The 16958-nt window shown below is 63.3% G+C and carries 15 protein-coding genes; 8 read left to right on the forward strand and 7 right to left on the reverse strand.

From position 1 onward, the window contains the following. The 3 genes from ACHWUQ_RS10900 to glcF form a co-directional block, all read left to right on the forward strand. Positions 1 to 3705 (forward strand): RHS repeat-associated core domain-containing protein (locus ACHWUQ_RS10900; RefSeq protein WP_394681133.1); only part of this gene is annotated, 3705 nt, incomplete at its 5' end. A 595-nt stretch (positions 3706 to 4300) separates the two neighbouring features. Beyond that, on the forward strand, positions 4301 to 5452 hold the full coding sequence (glcE, locus tag ACHWUQ_RS10905; RefSeq protein WP_394681134.1) for a glycolate oxidase subunit GlcE: 1152 nt from the start codon (positions 4301 to 4303) through the stop codon (positions 5450 to 5452). A gap of 33 nt (positions 5453 to 5485) precedes the next feature. Next, complete coding sequence (gene glcF, locus ACHWUQ_RS10910; RefSeq protein ID WP_394681135.1) at positions 5486 to 6751, forward strand: glycolate oxidase subunit GlcF; 1266 nt, start codon at positions 5486 to 5488, stop codon at positions 6749 to 6751. Between the two features lie 6 nt (positions 6752 to 6757). On the opposite strand, the gene ACHWUQ_RS10915 is transcribed toward glcF, so the two are convergent. Next, positions 6758 to 8239 (reverse strand): gamma-glutamyltransferase family protein, encoded by a 1482-nt coding sequence (locus tag ACHWUQ_RS10915; RefSeq protein WP_394681136.1) that lies wholly within the window; start codon positions 8237 to 8239, stop codon positions 6758 to 6760. A gap of 1 nt (position 8240) precedes the next feature. Then, complete coding sequence (locus tag ACHWUQ_RS10920; RefSeq protein WP_394681137.1) at positions 8241 to 9779, reverse strand: hypothetical protein; 1539 nt, start codon at positions 9777 to 9779, stop codon at positions 8241 to 8243. A gap of 347 nt (positions 9780 to 10126) precedes the next feature. Between ACHWUQ_RS10920 and ACHWUQ_RS10925 the strand changes: the two genes are divergently transcribed. Together ACHWUQ_RS10925 and ACHWUQ_RS10930 are read left to right on the forward strand one after the other, a co-directional pair. After that, positions 10127 to 10357, forward strand: coding sequence for a hypothetical protein (locus ACHWUQ_RS10925; protein WP_312836054.1), 231 nt, complete (start codon positions 10127 to 10129; stop codon positions 10355 to 10357). A 139-nt stretch (positions 10358 to 10496) separates the two neighbouring features. Continuing rightward, positions 10497 to 11150, forward strand: a complete 654-nt coding sequence (locus tag ACHWUQ_RS10930; RefSeq protein ID WP_239810207.1) for a GntR family transcriptional regulator — start codon at positions 10497 to 10499, stop codon at positions 11148 to 11150. A gap of 9 nt (positions 11151 to 11159) precedes the next feature. On the opposite strand, the gene ACHWUQ_RS10935 is transcribed toward ACHWUQ_RS10930, so the two are convergent. Genes ACHWUQ_RS10935 through ACHWUQ_RS10955 form a run of 5 tightly spaced genes read right to left on the reverse strand, consistent with a single transcriptional unit; the run spans position 11160 to position 13840 of the window. After that, a complete protein-coding gene (locus ACHWUQ_RS10935) occupies positions 11160 to 12086 on the reverse strand; it encodes an ornithine cyclodeaminase family protein (RefSeq protein WP_394681138.1) in 927 nt (308 codons plus the stop codon). Positions 12087 to 12113: 27 nt separating this feature from the next. Next, entirely contained in the window at positions 12114 to 12860 is a 747-nt protein-coding gene (locus ACHWUQ_RS10940) for a TSUP family transporter (RefSeq protein WP_394681139.1), read from the reverse strand. Then, positions 12857 to 13147, reverse strand: a complete 291-nt coding sequence (locus ACHWUQ_RS10945) for a 2Fe-2S iron-sulfur cluster binding domain-containing protein (RefSeq protein WP_312414028.1) — start codon at positions 13145 to 13147, stop codon at positions 12857 to 12859. Before ACHWUQ_RS10945 ends, ACHWUQ_RS10940 begins: the two co-directional genes overlap by 4 nt. A gap of 9 nt (positions 13148 to 13156) precedes the next feature. Continuing rightward, positions 13157 to 13474 carry a ferredoxin gene (locus tag ACHWUQ_RS10950; RefSeq protein ID WP_312462256.1) on the reverse strand — a complete coding sequence of 106 codons (318 nt, stop codon included), beginning with the start codon at positions 13472 to 13474 and terminating at the stop codon, positions 13157 to 13159. A 9-nt stretch (positions 13475 to 13483) separates the two neighbouring features. Continuing rightward, complete coding sequence (locus ACHWUQ_RS10955; protein WP_239810211.1) at positions 13484 to 13840, reverse strand: 2Fe-2S iron-sulfur cluster-binding protein; 357 nt, start codon at positions 13838 to 13840, stop codon at positions 13484 to 13486. Positions 13841 to 14140: 300 nt separating this feature from the next. Here ACHWUQ_RS10955 and ACHWUQ_RS10960 point away from each other — a divergent pair, with 300 nt between their 5' ends. The 3 genes from ACHWUQ_RS10960 (at position 14141) to ACHWUQ_RS10970 (ending at position 16928) form a co-directional block, all read left to right on the forward strand. Beyond that, positions 14141 to 14878 (forward strand): iron-containing redox enzyme family protein, encoded by a 738-nt coding sequence (locus ACHWUQ_RS10960; RefSeq protein WP_312462254.1) that lies wholly within the window; start codon positions 14141 to 14143, stop codon positions 14876 to 14878. Between the two features lie 91 nt (positions 14879 to 14969). Continuing rightward, complete coding sequence (locus ACHWUQ_RS10965; RefSeq protein ID WP_394681140.1) at positions 14970 to 16427, forward strand: aldehyde dehydrogenase family protein; 1458 nt, start codon at positions 14970 to 14972, stop codon at positions 16425 to 16427. 24 nt (positions 16428 to 16451) lie between these two features. Next, on the forward strand, positions 16452 to 16928 hold the full coding sequence (locus ACHWUQ_RS10970; RefSeq protein WP_133857535.1) for a heme-binding protein: 477 nt from the start codon (positions 16452 to 16454) through the stop codon (positions 16926 to 16928). Positions 16929 to 16958: the final 30 nt, after the last annotated feature.

The following is a 16958-nucleotide window of genomic DNA, read 5'->3' on the forward strand; positions in this document are numbered from 1 at the left end:
GAGCACCACTATGCCTATGACCGCTATGAGCCAGGCGGCCAAGCCATCGAGCAGCGCAACCAGGAAGGCCTGGACTACAAGTTTGACTACCAAGAGCTGCCCGAAGTGGATGGCCAGCCGAAGCGAGCATGTGTCGTTACGGACAACCTGGGCCGGGTCGACAAATACATCTTCCAAGGCGAGGCAGGGCTGCAGCGCCTTGTAGAACACACCCGCGCTGATGGCAGCACGATCAAACGCAAATACAACCAGTACGGGCACCTGAGCGAAGTCACCGACCCGCTAGGCCGAACTGTATACATGGCCGTCAGCCCCATGGGCCAGCTGCTGGCAACCCAAGGCCCAGACGGATCGCGCAGCAGCCAGCGATTTGACGACACGACTAGCCTGCTGCAAAGCAGTACCGATGCCGCTGGCCGCACCACGCACTACGAGTACGACTATCACCACCGCCTGACGCGGGTGACCCTGCCGGATGGCAGCAGCGAGCAATACCACTATCCCAACATCACGCTCAATCCAGGAGACCTGGGCCTGCGCGCCAACGCTGACAAGCCCCTCCGCATCACCGATGCCAATGGCCGCGACAAACATATCAGCTACACCCCCACCGGGCAGACCGCCAGCTACACCGACTGCTCGGGCCAAAGCACCCACTACGAATACAACCGCTGGGGCCAGACCACGGCGGTGCGTAACGCACTGGGTGAGCGGGTGGCCTACGAATACAACGAGCAGGACCAGCTGCGCGGGGTTTACTACCCCGATGGAAGCACCGAGCACTACACCTACGATGCCCGGGGGCAGGTAGTCGAAGTGAAGGCCGGGCGCCGCGATGATCGTGAACTCAACAGTCCCAGCAAGAGCCGCATTCCTGTCAGCACCACCGCACCCAGCGTGCGCATGGCCTATGACCTCTGGGGGCGCCTTGTACAGCGCAGCCACGCGGGCCAGCATTTAGGCTTTGCCTACGACACGGCAGGGCGCCTGACCCAGCTCACCAACGAGAACGGCGAACACACCCGCTTTGCTTGGGATGTGATGGACCGGCTGGCCCAAGAAACCGGGTTTGATGCCCGGGTGCAAAGCTACCAATACGACGCGGCTGGCCAGCTTGTTCAATCCAGTGACGGCTGGGCTGCAGAGCAAGGCCTGCCAGCGCACACCAGTCACTATGAATGGACCGTCACTGGTCAGCTCGCCGCCCGCCATCTACCAGCAACCGACCTGCTGCCAGCTTCCACACAGCGTTACGAATGGGGCAAAGTCGGTGAGTTGCTGCAAGCGAGCGTGTGGCATCTCAGCGAAGGAGAAGCTGAACGCCCCAACCGCCTGCCAAGCCAGGGACAAGAAGGCATCCTGCAAAGCCAAGCCATCATCGAGCGCGATGCAGCCGGCAGAGTCATCGGCGAAGTCCAGCGCCTCTACAAAACCCCCAGCCAGGATGACCTGCAAGACCGGTTCTTTACCCCCGAGATCGAGTTCGAACACCGCATCAGCCACCAACTAGACGCCCTGGGCCACCGCCAAGGCAGCCAGCTCCAAGGCCTGGGCAACGTCGGCTACCTGCTCTACGGCGCAGGCCACGTGCACGACATCACCTGGCAAGGCGAGAGCCTGGTGAACTTTGAGCGCGACGCGCTGCACCGAGAAGTCCACCGCCAAGTCCTCACCGACATCAATAGCCAAACCCCTGGCGAAAACACCGCCAAGCCGCTCTACCGCAAGCTCAGCTGGGATGCTGGCGGGCGCATGGAAACGATGCAGTGGATGGGTTTGGAGCAGGGTAGCGCGCTGGATGACATGCTTGCCACGCCCGGCGGGCAAGCCCCCAACCGCGTGCCACCAACGCTGCTGGGCGCCATGACCGCCCGCCAGTACTACTACGACAGCCTGGGCCAGATGGTCGGTATGCGCAGCCATGCCGGCATCAGCCGCTTTGCCTACGACGCAGCGGGGCGCCTGACAGGCGCGCACACGCCGCATGCTGGCTCACAGCGCTGGCAGTTTGACCCTGCAGGCAATCGGCTGCCCATCGCCGGTCCCGACACAAAGCCCGCCACCCCAGACGCCATCACCGGCCACCTCAACGAAACTGACCGCCTGCGCGCCCAGCAACGCGCCGCAGTCCAAGCCAACCCCATCACCAAAGAGCAGCTACTGCGCAGCGACTTCAACCCGCTCCAAGCGGACCCAGACCCCAGCAGCAACCAACCGCTGCACACCAGCAAACGCTGGGCTGGCAACCGCGTGGCCTATTACGAGAACCAGGAAGACGCGAGCAGCCAAGGGGCAAAGATCCACTACCAATATGACAGCCGGGGCAATCGCACTCAAAGCCTGGACGAGGCCACGGGGCGCAAGCTGGAGCTGGCGTATGACAGTGGCAACCAGCTGGTGCAGGTAGTCGTTGATGAAGCTGGCCAGCGCCACACCCAAAGCTACCGATACGACGCGTTTGGGCGGCGCTTAGCAAAGTACAACGCACCGAGCAATACCGGCGAAGGGAAGGAAACAGATTACTTTGGCTGGGATGGCGACCGCCTGATCCACACCGAGCGCTTTAACAGCGCCAACGCCAAAGACGACGATGGCGCAGCGCAACCCGAAGTCATCCACACCATCTATGAGCCAGGATCGTTTACCCCGCTGATCCAGCTGCGCAGAGCCAGCAAAGCAGCGCCCGATCTGGGCGAACAATTGCTCGCCAACACCTCGCCAGGCGTAGTGCAAGACGCCTTGCGCAAAGCCTTGGCAGATATCAAAGAGTTCAGCGCCACGCTGCCCCAGAACATCGCCTTTAAGTCCATGTCCAAGGATGTGCAGATGTTTATGCGTGAGCAGCTGCAGGAGTACGAGCAAACGTTGAGCGACCAACGCAAAGCAGCTGCAGAAAAAGTGGAAATCCGCCACTACCTCTGCGACCACCTGGGAACGCCCAATGCGTTGATTCGCGAGGACAGCAGGCTGGATTGGGCCGTGCAATTAGACGCTTGGGGGAATGTGCGAGCGGAGCATAACCCGGGGGATTTGTACCAGCCGATTCGGCTGCCGGGGCAGCATCATAACGAAATAACCAGTATCGATTACAACAGGTGTAGATATATTGATAATCTTACAGGAAAATATGTTAGTCAAGATTTAATTGGTCTGAGTGGTGGGTTTCTTAAGTATAGCTACGCAAACAATAATCCACTATTAACTTTAGACCCTTTGGGTCTATTTGATCTTCCATCGCTGCCACGCGCAAACGAAGATAGTTTTTTGGGGTACTTATGGAATCAAACGATAGATGGAGAGCTATTCTCGGCAGGGATGAACTGTGAAGATGGAGTATTCAAGAATGCTTGGAATAATGCGCGGCAAACAAATAACATTGCAAACGAATTAGTTGATGGCGTCATACCAGTGATCCCCGACATTCTAACCAACGCAAAAACACCGCTGGCACTGGCGCTAGGGGGCGCCGCAGCCCGTAGCTATGGAGGTTCTACCATTCTACAGTCGGCATTTCTAATTTTTCAAGAGGGGCGACCACTCGCGTCAGGCCTGATGCCCATCAGGACAAGCTGGAAACATTTAGCGGGCAAAACAGTGTTTACAACGGGAATGACTACAGGCGCCACCGCTGTCGGCTGGTATTCAGGATTAGGCATAGGATCTCTTGGAAAAGCAGTAGCTTATAAACTGACATGCACTTGTTAATAAATCTATTTTTCCAATTATTCAGAGTATTTGTTTCACATTCTGCAATGCTTCTATTAATTTATCTCAAAGTAAAACTTTACTCAAATATTCCTGAGGGATTATATAAAGATATTGCTAATGGATTGTATTTCATAATTTTTTGGGTGTGTGTATTCTCTCGTAGATTATTTCTAATCAACTATCACCAAATTTTTGGGATCCATAGCAGATTGTCTTTTTACCTTGGTTGTGTATTTTATTATTGTATTTTATATTACTCCTTGGGGAGGATTTCATATTTCTATCAATTTGATGCTGATAACCCCTTGAAGAGTTATTTTGTGTTTCTATTATTTTTGATATTTTTTAATATGATAGATTACATTGCGCCATCTTATAAAAGATATTTGGAGCTGTCAAGGCAGCACAAATGGAATGTGCCTGCATAATTTTATTATTACACCCTCTACTTCTTTTGTGAGTGATAAATAATGATAATGGTTTTGATGTAAAAACTGTGAAATCTGAGTCAAACAGGCCCCATCAACCGCCCTCAGTCCCCCATCTAACTTGAGCACCGTACGCCGGGCGCAACTGTCGCTACCATGGCGCCATGGACCAAGCTGTGGCTACCTCTCTTCCCCCCACCGTGCTCGACTGGCAGGAGCGCGTTCGATCCGCCCATGCCCACAAGACGCCGCTGCGCATCCGGGGCGGTGGCAGCAAGGATTTTTATGGTGCACGCCTGGGCGGCGAGGTGTTCGATACCCGCAGCTATAGCGGCATCATCAGCTACGAGCCCAGTGAGCTGGTCGTGACCGTGCGGGCCGGCACAACGCTGGCGGCGCTGGAGCAGGCCTTGGCCGAATGCGGCCAGTGCCTGGCTTTTGACCCGCCGCATTTTGGCCCCGGCGCCACGGTCGGCGGCATGGTGGCGGCGGGCCTGTCCGGCCCCTCGCGGGCAGCAGTCGGCGCCGTGCGTGACTACATCCTGGGCCTGGAGCTGATCAATGGGCAGGGCGAGCTGCTGCGCTTTGGCGGCCAGGTGATGAAGAACGTCGCGGGCTATGACGTGTCGCGCCTGATGGCCGGTGCCTGGGGCACCCTGGGCCTGCTGACCGACATCAGCCTCAAGGTGCTGCCGATGCAGCGCGCGCAGGCCACCCTGTACTACGAATGCACGGCGCAGCAGGCGCTGGACAAACTCTCGGCCTGGCGCGCCAAGCCGCTGCCCATCAATGCCAGCCTGTGGCAGCAATCCGGCGAGGGCGAGCAAGGCCATCTGCTGGTGCGGCTGCGCGGTGCGGTGGCGGCGGTGCAGTCGGCACTTGATGGCATGGGTGGCACGATGCTGGACCACGGCCAGGCCGATGCCGCCTGGCTGGCCTGCCGCGAGCAGCAACTGCCCTGGTTCAGCGACATGGACCCGAGCCATGCGCTGTGGCGCCTGTCGCTGCCGGCCACCACGCCGGTGCTGCCCTGCACCGAAGCAGGCCTGCAGCCGCTGATGGAATGGGGCGGCGCACTGCGCTGGGTGCAGGCCCCCATGCAGCATGCCCAGGCCTTGCAGGCGCTGGCCGCCAGTGTGGGCGGCAGCGCCGTGTGTTTCCGGCCCGGCCCCCAGGTGGGCCTGGCCGCATCCGATGATTTTGGTTTTACGCCCGCCTCGCCCGCGCTGCGCCAGGTGCAGCAGCGGCTCAAGCAGGCGTTCGACCCCCATGGCATCTTCAATCCCGGCCGCCTGGGCGACTGGGCGTTGAGCTAAGCTGAGCTCAGCTAATCGAGGCACCCCTGCACCATGCAAACCCAATTAGCCCCCGAATTCAAAGACACCCCCGAAGGCCAGGAGGCCGAGGCCATTCTGCGCAAGTGCGTGCATTGCGGCTTTTGCACCGCCACCTGCCCCACCTACCAGCTGCTGGGCGATGAGCTCGACGGCCCGCGCGGCCGCATCTACCTGATCAAGCAGGTGCTCGAAGGGCAGGAGCCCACCCGCAAGACCCAGACCCACCTGGACCGCTGCCTGACCTGCCGCAACTGCGAATCGACCTGCCCCAGCGGCGTGCAGTACGGCAAGCTGCTCGACATTGGCCGCCACATCGTCGACCAGAAGGTGGAGCGCCCGGCGGCCGAGCGCCTGCAGCGCTGGGCGCTGCGCAAGGGCATGGTGTCCAAGGCCTTTGGACCGGCGCTGGCGCTGGGGCGGCTGGCCCGCCCGGTGCTGCCGGCGGCGCTCAAGGCCAAGCTGGCGCGCGTACCGCGTGCCGGCAAGTGGCCCACACGCAGCCATGCGCGCAAGGTGCTGATGCTGGCCGGCTGTGTGCAGCCGGTGATGCTGCCCAATATCAATGCGGCCGCTGCGCGGGTGCTCGATGCCGTGGGCATCCAGACCTTGGTGACGCCAGCCGCCGCCTGCTGCGGCGCAGTGCAGCAGCACCTGAGCGACCCGCAGGGCGCGCTGGCCCAGGCGCGCGCCAATATCGATGCCTGGTGGCCCCATGTGGAGAGCCAACAGGTCGAGGCGATTGTGACCACGGCCTCGGGCTGCGGCGTGATGGTGAAGGACTACGGCCACCTGCTGCGCCATGACCCGGCCTATGCGGCGCGGGCCGCAGAGATTGGCGCGCTGGCGCGTGATTTATGCGAGCTGCTGCCCGACATGCTGCCCGAGCTGGAGCAGCGCCTGCAGGGCCAGCTGAACCTGCCCGAGGCGCCGCTGGCCTACCACCCGCCCTGCACCTTGCAGCATGGCCAGAAGCTGCGCGGCGGGGTGGAGACCAGCCTGCGCCGCCTGGGTTTTGACATCCGCGTCTCGCGGGTGGAATCGCATCTGTGCTGCGGCTCGGCCGGCACCTATTCCTTGCTGCAGCCCGAGATTGCGCACCAGCTGCGCGACCGCAAGATCGGCACCCTGAACCAGGCCTGCAGCGATGCACCACCTGCCGCGATTCTGTCGGCCAATATCGGCTGCATCTCGCATCTGCAGTCAGGCACCGATGTGCCGGTGCGCCACTGGATCGAGGTGATCGACGAGGCGCTGGCGCCCGCCAAGGCCCAGCGCTAAAGCGGCTCAGACGGCCAGCGCCAGGCCGTCCTTGCGGTGGTCGGATGCGCCGCAGAGCTGGCCATCGGCCAGGCGCCAGATGCACTGCGCGCCACCAAAGTCGCTGCGCCCGCCCAGCTCGCCTTCGCCACTCGGCTCGCGGTAGCCCTGGGCCCGCAGCGCAGCGGTGATCGCAGGCGGCATGCCTGCCTCCACTGCCAGCACGCGGCCGCCTTCCAGGCGCCAGCGCGGCTGGTCCATGGCGGGCTGCGGCGCCTCGCCGCCGGCCAGCATGCGGCACAGCAGCTGCACCTGGCCTTGGGGTTGCATCGCGCCGCCCACCACGCCAAACACGCCGAGGAATTGGCCATCGCGCGTGGCAGCGCCAGGCACCACCGTGTGGTAGGGGCGTTTGCCCGGCGCCGGTCCGTTGATATGGCCGGGCTGCGAAAAACCATGGCCCCGGTTCTGCAGCACAAAGCCGCCCTCGGCCACACCAATGCCCGAGCCAAAGCGCTTGAACACGCTGCTCATCAGGCTGATGGCCAGGCCGTCGCCATCCACCACGGTGGTGCAGACGGTATTGCCGGCCGGGTCGGCCACGGTCTGCTGGGCATGGGCCATCGCTGCCTCCATCGCCTGCACCAGCGCGACCTGGGTGGCTGCGCTGGCCATATCGATGGCCTGGTCCTGCATGGCGGCCAGTGCATGGAGCACGGCCACGCCATGGGTGTTGGGGGGGCATTCGTAGATGGTGGCGCCGCGAAACGAGGTGCTCACCGGCGTGCAGAAGTTGCCCTGGTGGGCGCTGAAATCTGCAGCGGCCAACACGCCGCCGGCTGCCTGCACCGCAGCGGCGCAGGCGGCGGGGATGGCGCCGGCATAAAAGGCCTGCGGCCCCTGGGTGGCTATGGCCTGCAGCAAGCGGGCCAGCGCGGGGTTGGCAAAGTGCTCGCCTGCGCGGGGCGGGGCATCGGCACGGTACAGCGCGGCGCTGGCTGCATCGCGGGCTATCACCGGCTGGAACAGCGCCCATTCACGTGCAGCGACCGGGGCCACCGCAAAGCCCTGGCTGGCGGCCTGCACGGCCGCATCGAACAGCTGCGCCCACGGGCGTTGGCCAAAGCGCTGGTGCAGATCCCACCAGCCTTGCACCACGCCGGGCGTGGTGACGGAGAGCGGATGGCGCTCGGGGACGCGGCGTTGGGGCAGGGCCCCGACCAAGTCGGCCGTCAGAGCTTGGGGCGCACGCCCGGTGCCGTTGTAGGCCAGCGGCGGCTGGCCCGGCGGCACCAGCATGGCCAGCAGGTCGCCGCCCACGCCGGTGGCCATGGGCTCGACCACGCCCAGCACCGCATCGGCGGCAATGGCGGCATCGACGGCCGAGCCGCCTTGCTGCAGCTGGGCCTGCGCGGCTGCTGCGGCCAGCGGGTGGCCGGTGGCCAGCATCGCGCCCCGGCCCAGCACGCCGGCTGCGCCTGGCAGGTCTTGGCGGTGCAGCTGCGCCATCTCAACCGCCCCAGAGTGCGACGGCGGTGAAGACGGCGGCCAGTAGCCCCAGCACCACCGGTATCAGCAGCGCCCGGGCCAGCTCCAGCACATTCACCCGGGCAAAGCCTGCGACCGCAATCAGCGAGGACCAGGCGATCAAGGTGCCGCCACCCGTCCATACGGAGCCCATCTGGCCCAAGGCCGCCAACGCGGATACATCCATGCCCGAGGCCGGGCCCAGCGCGCCGGCGATGGTGCCGGTCAGCGGCAGGCCGGAGAAGCCCGAGCCATCGATGCCGGTGATCATGCCCATGATGAGGACGCCAAACGACACAAGCAGCTGGCTGTCGGGAATCAGGTGCTGGCCGGCTTGCACCAGCTCAAACAGCAGGCTGGGGGCTGGCGTACCCGGCGCCATGCCCAGGATGGCTCCGGCAGTCTCGCCCGAGCCGATAAAGAAGAAACCGGCAATCGGCAGCACCGAGCCCATGGCCTTGAACGCAAACACAAAGCCGTCGGTCACATGGTCTGCCGCGCCATCGAGCATCTTGCGAAAGCCCTGGGCGGCGGTGGTCGCCCAGATCATCAGCAGCGCTGCCACGCCGCCGATCAGCATGGCAGCATCCCCGCCCTTGAGCTCGGGCACGGCGGTGCTGAACTTGGGCGCGACCATCACCAGAATCACCAGCAAAAAAGCCAGTGGGGTGAGCACCGCAAACAGCTTGGAGGCCGAGGCCAGCGGCTGGGTCTTGCGCAGCTCGGCTTCCAGCTCGGAGTTGGTGCCCAGATCGCCCTCATGGGCGGTGCCCTTGGCGATCTCGGCCTTGTCGAACGGGCCTGCACCTTCAATCTGCGCGTCGATGCCGGCGGGGTTCAACTCCCAGCGCTCCAGCAGGGCGTTGTCGCTGGGCACGATGAGCTTGCGCACCTTGAAGTACGACAGGAACAGCGCAATCATGCCGACCACCCAGGACAGCAGCAAGGCCTTGTCGCCCACCGCCACGGCGCTGATGCCGCCCGCGGCCTTGGCGCTGATGCCTGGTGCCACGCCAATCACATAGTCCGACGACAGCGCCATGCCCTGACCGGCAATCGCGATGGCCATCGCCCCTGCGATGGGCGGCAGGCCCGCTGCAATCGCTGCCGGCAGCAGCACGGCCGCCACCAGTGGCACTGCGGGCGTGGGCCAGAAGAACAGCGAGATCAGGTAGGTGACCAGCGCCAGGATGAAATAGGCCATATGGCCGTTTTTCATCACCGCGCGAAAGGGCTTGACCATGCGGATGTCCGAGCCCAGGTCCTTGAGCGCATTGAGCAAGGCCGTCATCAGCGCAATGATCAGAAAGATGTTGAACAACTCCTTGGCGGCCACCATGCTGGCACTGAATATGCTTCCAATGCCGGTGATGAAGCTGCCGCTCCAGGCGAAGGCCACGACGACGGTGGCCAGTATCGATGGCACCACCACATTGGCACGGAAGGCCATGGTCAAGATGATGACCAGCACCCCGGCGAGGTAGGCCCAGTGCGCGGGGCCTATAGAGACTGACGGATCCATCGTGGCTACTCCTTGGTATGTTGATACAGCCAATTTGTATACTAAATACAATGAATCAAAAAATCATCAGGGAATACCAGAAATATTGCGTCGCAGCATGCGATAAACCCGGGTTAAATAGCCAATAAGTTAGTTTTCGTATACAAAAAAGAAAAATCCTCTGAAGGAATTCGAGGTGATGGCTTTGGATGGACAAGGTTCACAGCGCTGGGGGAATGCTGTTTTTGCCTGTATTTGCAAGCCGTATCAAAGGCTTGGATAGCGCATGGTTATGAACCCAGATCAAGGACATGGATTTGTACACTGGATACACTAGGGTAATTACTAGGTCATCCAGGAGCTATCCGATGAAGAACACTGCTTCCCAAGCCATTGCTGCCCAGCAAACCGATCTGCTGAACCTGCGCGAGCCCCGCCAGGCCTTGTTGCCCGCGTCACTGGGCTGGCTCTCGGCCATCGAAAATGCCTTTGTGCGCTGGCAGGCCAAGCGCCTCGCTGAGCTGGAGCCGGGCCGTCTCTGGGCGCAGGCGATGCAGGACACGCGCTCGCTGGCGGAGATCCGCCGCGCCCAGCGCTGAACGCCGATTTCTGTATACAAGACACGTCGAAGGCGCTGCAAACCCTTGCCGGGCATGTAAACTGGGTGCGACCCTGGGTGGCGCATTGCAGCCGATGCCGCAACCCGGGGCTTGCAACGTACCGAACGGACCGACTTTCATGCCCATTGCCAACGGAGACAAAAAACCTGCACTGAACCACTCGCCGCTGACCCAGCAGCTGGTGGAGGCCTTGCGCGAGAAGATCATGTCTGGCGAACTCGCCTCGGGGGAGCGGCTGGTGGAGGAGCGTCTGTCCGAGGAGTTTTCGGTCTCGCGCATGCCTGTGCGTGAGGCCCTGCGCCAGCTGGCTGCCAGTGGCCTGGTGATCATCGAGCCCCGGCGTGGTGCCTCGGTGGCCAAGTTCCATGGCGACCTGCTGCGCGAGCTGGTCGAGGTGCGCGCCACCCTGGAGGCGCTCAATGCGCGCCTGGCCGCCAAGCGCCATGACCCCGAGCAGATTGCCGCGCTGGAGGCCTTGCTGGCCGAGGGCACCAAGAACGCCCATTCGGGCGATGCCGATGTGCTGGCCGTGCTGAACCAGAAGTTCCACCTGGCGCTGGGCAAGATCGCCGCCAACTCCGTGCTGCAAGAGGTGATGCTGTCCCTGCGTGACCGCACCGAAGTGCTGTTTGCGCCCCGCAGCCAGGCGCGTGCGCCCCAGAACTGGGAAGAGCATGCCGCCATCCTGCGCGCGGTGATCAAGGGCGATCCGGAGCTGGCCGGCCTGCTGGCCGCGCGCCATATCTACAACGCGGCCGGCATCGAGCCCTGAGTTCCGCGTTTACGATTGGCTGGCCAGGTAGTTCTGGTAAGCCACACCCGCCAGCGCAATATCTTCCAAACCCACGCCCACGGCCTTGTAGAGCCGGATGCCCGGCTGCGCGCTGACGGCATAGCGGCCGCTGACGATATCGCCCAGCTCCACCAGCTTGCCCGCCAGCGACAAGCCTGGGTCCGCCAGCACCAGGTCGCCCGCTTCGCTGGTCGCCTGTTTTTTCCATTCCACGGCAATCAGCTGTGCACGCGCCAGCAGGGCATCGTCAAGCTCGCGGGTGTGGGGCAGGCTGGAGCCAATCGCAGCGACCAGCGCATGGGGAGCGACATGTTGCCCGTTGAACAGCGGCTCCTTGGCGCGCGAGGCGGTGACGATGATGTCGGCCTCGCCGACGCCCTGGGTGTGCGCCACGCGGCGGATCTGCGCTTCGGGCAGACCGGTGAGCTGCGCCAGGCGTGCTTCCAGGCCGCTGGGCGCATAGGGGTCGAACACATCGATGCGCTGCAGCCCGAAGTGCTGCACCATCTGCTGCGCATGGGCCAGGCCTTGCACGCCGGCGCCGCACAGGAACAGATGGCGCGCATTGGCAGGCGCCAGATGCTGGGCCACCAGCACCGTGGTCGCGGCGGTGCGCAGGCGTGTGATGGCATTGGCATCGAGGGTGGCCAGCGGCGCGCCAGTCTCGGTCGAGAACAGCAGGATGACAAAGTTGAACTGGCCGGCAATGGTGGTGTAGACCTTGGCGCCGGTGACGCCTTGTGCGGGGATGACGGCCCCCAGCGTGGAGAGCTTGACGCCCCCGGCATCGGTGCGCTCGCGCGCCTGCATCGCTGCTTCGCCCGCGCCAAAGGCGGCAAAGGCGCGGTGCATGGCCTGCAGGGCTTGGTCGGTGGACACCAGGGTGTCCACCATGGCATCGGTGATGTGCAGCATGGTGTGTGTGGTGGGTGAGGGTGGAAATCAGAGCCAGACGCGCAGCAGGATGATGCAGGCGCTGACGGCGGCGGTGCCCAGCAGCCAGCGGCGGATGGTGGCCTTGGAGACATGGCGGGCCAGCCGGTTGGAGGCCAGAAAGCCGCCCAGCATCCAGGGCAGCAGCACCAGGCTGAGCAGCCATTGGCCGCTGCCCATGCGCCCCACCCAGGCAAGCGCGGTGAGCGAGACGATGGTGCCGGCAAAAAAGACCACACCGAGGGTGGAGCGCATCGTCGCCGGCGCCAGGTGCTGCATCGCAATCGCAAACGGCGGGCCGCCCGCAGCGGTGATGGTGCCCATGATGCCGCTGGCCACACCGGCAATCGACAGGTTGGTGGTGCTGGGCTGCACGCGCCAGCCCAGGGTGCTGAGGCTGACGGCGGCCAGGATCAGCACCGCAAACAGAACCGACAGCGCATGGGCGCTGAACAGCACCAGCAGCCCGGCGGCCGCAAAGGTGCCGATGACCCGGCCCACCAAGGTGGCGGCAGCGACCTGGCGGTTGAGGGCATCGCGCTCACGCAGGTAAGCCAGCAGGGCCAGCGGCGCTCCCACGGCCAGCAGCGGGCCGGGCACCAGCTCGGGGAAGAAGATCGCCGCCAGCGGCGCGCAGAACATCGCATAGCCCAGGCCGCCGACGCCCTGCATGGCGGCACCGGTGAGCACCATCAGCCCCATGGCCAGGTAGCGGCCCCAGGAGAGGTGCTCGGCCATCGCCGTCCATGCGCTCATGGCCGGGGCACCCAGCTGACCTTGATGTCACCGTTGACAAAGGTCTGGCAGGCCAGGCGGTGGCCCTGGGCAAACTCTTCATCGCTGAAATGCTTGCGCTCCTTGGCCTTGATCGCATCGGTGTGGGCCAGGCCTTCGTCAATGCGGCATTTGCAGGTGCCGCACAGGCCACCGCCGCATTTGAAGGGGATGCCGCCTTTCTCGCGCAGCGACACGCGCAGCAGGTTGCTGTTTTCCGGGGCTTCGACGGTCTTGTTGTCGTTGCTGACAAAGGTGATGGTGGGCATACGGGTCAATCAGGCGGCGGGCACAGAGGTGAGGGGGGCGGCGGTCAGCGTGGCATCGAGCGCGCCGAACTGGCACAGGTGCTGCAGCTCCTGGCGGGCTTGCTCCAGCGAGTCAAAGCGCTCCAGAAACTTGGAAGGCACCAGGTTGGTGGTGCCGCCGGGGCCTTCCTCGATCACCTGCACCTTGGTTTCGCGCAGCAACTCGCCCACCGCAAAGCGGGCCAGCAGGCGGCCGCAGAAGTGGTAATCCCAGGCTTCGCACAGCGCAATGTCGGCATTGGCTTGTGTGCGGTACTGGCCGGGCTTGCTGGTCAAGATCACAAACATGGGCATTCCTCAGGCAGCAGGGGTGGCGGGCGCTGTGCCTGCGGGGTGGGTATTGCTGGCAGGGGCGGCCGGCAGCGGCACTTGCGCCAGCTCCAGGTCGTGCTCCGGCCAGAGCTGGCAGACCAGGCGAAAGCCCTCGTCCAGGTGGGCGCCCAGCTGCTTCTTTTCCTTCCAGTTCGGCGCCGGCAGGTGCTCGGCCCCGGCCAGCACCTTGCAGGCGCAGGTGGCGCACTTGCCCATGCCGCATTGGTAGGCCAGGTGGGGGAAGGGGAACTGCTTGATCCCCGCGCGCACGACCAGGTTGGCGCCGCTCTTGACCTCGCCGTGGAAGGTCTGGCCGTTCTTGTGAAAGGTGATCTGGGGCATGGCATCCTCCGCATTGCAATTACGTATACTGTATACAAAAGGATGTTGTGGATGTATTAGGGATAACGTGATGCAGGGGGAATTTTGGTTTGGCGATCGCACTTGCGGATGAATGAATATCAATGGCTTGTGACTGTTAGGTGACGATCGAAGACTTTGAAATTCACCAGCGATAGGGGTAAGCACTAGGGGCGAGTTGGGTGCGAAAACATTGACCATGTTTTCTGTATACAGTATTCTAACTCCGTCGCTTGGATCGGTTTGACTTGGCGACACCCCAACATTTCAGAGGAACCCGCCATGACCCAAACACTGATGAACCGCGACGAATTCCGCGCTGCGCTTGAGAATGCGATCAAGGGCAAAAGCGCCAACAAGGCCCCTTTCAGCGTGGCCTGGGCAACCGGCCGCCTGAGCCGTGAGCACCTGGCGCGCTGGGCCGAGAACCACTACCACTATGTGGGCCCGTTTGCCGACTACCTGGCCTATCTGTATGCCCGCACGCCGGACCATATGACGGAGGCCAAGGACTTCCTGCTGGCCAATATGTATGAGGAAGAGATTGGTGGCGACCGCCATACCGATCTGCTGATCCGCTTTGCCGAGGCCTGCGGCACGACGCGTGAGCGCGTGGTGGACCCCAACAACATGTCGCCCACCACGCGTGGCCTGCAGGCCTGGTGCTATTCGATTGCGATGCGCGAAGACCCGGTGGTCGCGGTGGCCGGTCTGGTCGTGGGCCTGGAGTCGCAGGTGCCATCGATCTACCGCAAGCAGACGCCCACTCTGCGTGACAAGTACGGCTTTACCGATGAAGAGGTCGAGTTCTTTGACCTGCACATCGTCTCTGACGAAATCCATGGCGAGCGCGGCTACCAGATCGTGCTGGAGCATGCCAACACGCCCGAGCTGCAAGCCAGGTGCCTGCGCATCTGCGAGATCGGTGCCCAGATGCGCCTGCTCTACACGACGGCGCTCTACCACGACTACGTCGCCAAGGACCTGCAGATCTCGCAGGAAGAGCTGCTGGCCGCCTGAGCGTTGCCGACCCCCACTTGCCCCGCGCGGCGGCGGGCCGCTGGCGGCCGCCGCTGTGACTGACCTCCACCTCTCCAAGACCCTCCCCACCATGGCTGACACCGTGCAAACGTTTCTGAACTATATCGACGGCGCCTGGGTGCCTTGCCTGCTTGGCAGCACCTTTGACAACCTCAACCCCGCCGATACCCGTGATGTGGTGGGGCGTTTTCAGGCGTCAGGCCCGGCCGATGCCGAGGCGGCCGTGCAGGCGGCGCAAAAAGCCTTTGATGGCTGGCGCAAGCTGCCCATTGGCAAGCGCGCCAAGATCCTCAACGACGCGGCCCGTTATCTGGAGCAGAACGTGGAGCAGTTTGCGCAGGAGCTGACCCGTGAGGAGGGCAAGCAGCTGAGCCAGGCGCGCGACGAGTTTCTGCGCAGCGCGCAAACCTTTCGTTTTTATGCCACCGAAGGCCAGACCTTGGGCGGCGAGACCTACCCGCAGGACGATGCCAATCTGCATGTGTTCAGCCACCGCGAGCCGCTGGGCGTGGTGACGGTGATCTCGCCCTGGAACTTTCCCGCCTCCATCCCGGCGCGCAAGCTGGCGCCTGCGCTGATCACCGGCAACACGGTGGTGTTCAAGCCCTCGTCGGATGCGCCGCTGTCGGGGCTGCGCCTGGTCGAGGCGCTGGAGAAGGCGGGCGTGCCCGCAGGCGTGGTCAACTGTGTCACCGGCCGCGCGGGCGAGGTGGGGCCGGTGATCACCAATTCGCAGGCCATCCGCGCGATCTCGTTCACCGGCTCGACGACGGCCGGCACCCAGATCCACCGCACCGTGCACCTCTCCACCCGCTTGCAGATGGAGCTGGGCGGCAAGAACCCGCTGATCGTGATGGAGGACGCCGACCTCAACCTGGCGGTGGACCTGGCGATCAAGGGCGGTTTCTCGCTGACCGGCCAGGCCTGCACCGGCACCAGCCGCATCCTGGTGGTGCCCAGCGTGAAAGCGGCCTTTACCGACAAGCTGCTGACGCGCGTGTCCCAGCTCAAGATCGGCAACGGCATGGCGCCAGGCATGGACCTGGGCCCTTTGGCGACCGAAAAGCAGCTGCAGACCGTGCAGCGCTACATCGACATCGGCAAGAGCGAGGCACGCTGGCTCTGCGGCGGCGAGCGGCTGACCGGGGGCGAGTTTGACCATGGCTACTACCTGTCGCCCGCAGTCTTTACCGATGTGAAGAACAGCATGCGCATTGCGCAGGAAGAGATCTTCGGACCGGTGCTGGCGATCATCGAAGTGGCCGATTTTGACGACGCGCTGCGCCAGGCCAACGACTCGCAGTACGGGCTGTCGGCCAGCATCGTCACGATGAACCCGCGCTACATGCATGTGTTCACCAACGAGATCCAGGCGGGCACCGTCAAGATCAACCGCACGACCACCGGCAACCTGGTCAACGCCCCCTTTGGCGGGCTGAAGAACTCCAGCACCTCCACCTTCCGCGAATCGGGCCGCGCCGGCCTGGAATTCTTTACCCAGATCAAGACCGTCTACCGCGGTATCTGATACCTGACAGCAAGAGGAAACACGATGAAAAGCGCACTGAAACTGGAACTGGCGGAAGCCCGTGTGATGTCCCTGGCCGCACTGGCCAAGGCCAAGGAAATCGGCGTGACCGAGACGGTCTGCATCACCGACGAGGGCGGCTTTCCGCTGGTGCTCGAACGCATGGATGGCGCCCGCGTCACCGGCCCGCAGATCGCCTGGAACAAGGCCTTCACCGCAGCGGGGCACAAGCGCTCCACGCACCTGTTCAATACCTTGCCCAATGGGCCGGCGCTGCCGGGCAACGAGGCCTTTGGCATCCAGTGGAGCTTCGAAGGCAAGTTTGCGGTCTTCGTCGGCGGCTACCCCATCGTCGTCAACGGCGAGGTGATTGGCGGCGTGGGCTTGTCGGGCGGCAATGGCGAGCAGGACACCGCCTGTGGCGTGGCCGCTTTGCAAGCCTTGAAAGACCACCTGGGCGCCGCAGCCGATGTGCTGGTACAGGCCGACATCAAGAAATAAGCGCCAGGGACAACCGAGCTGAGGTCTGCG

It is taken from the genome of uncultured Comamonas sp., from assembly GCF_964277875.1.
In the GTDB taxonomy this organism is placed as follows: domain Bacteria; phylum Pseudomonadota; class Gammaproteobacteria; order Burkholderiales; family Burkholderiaceae_C; genus Comamonas; species Comamonas sediminis.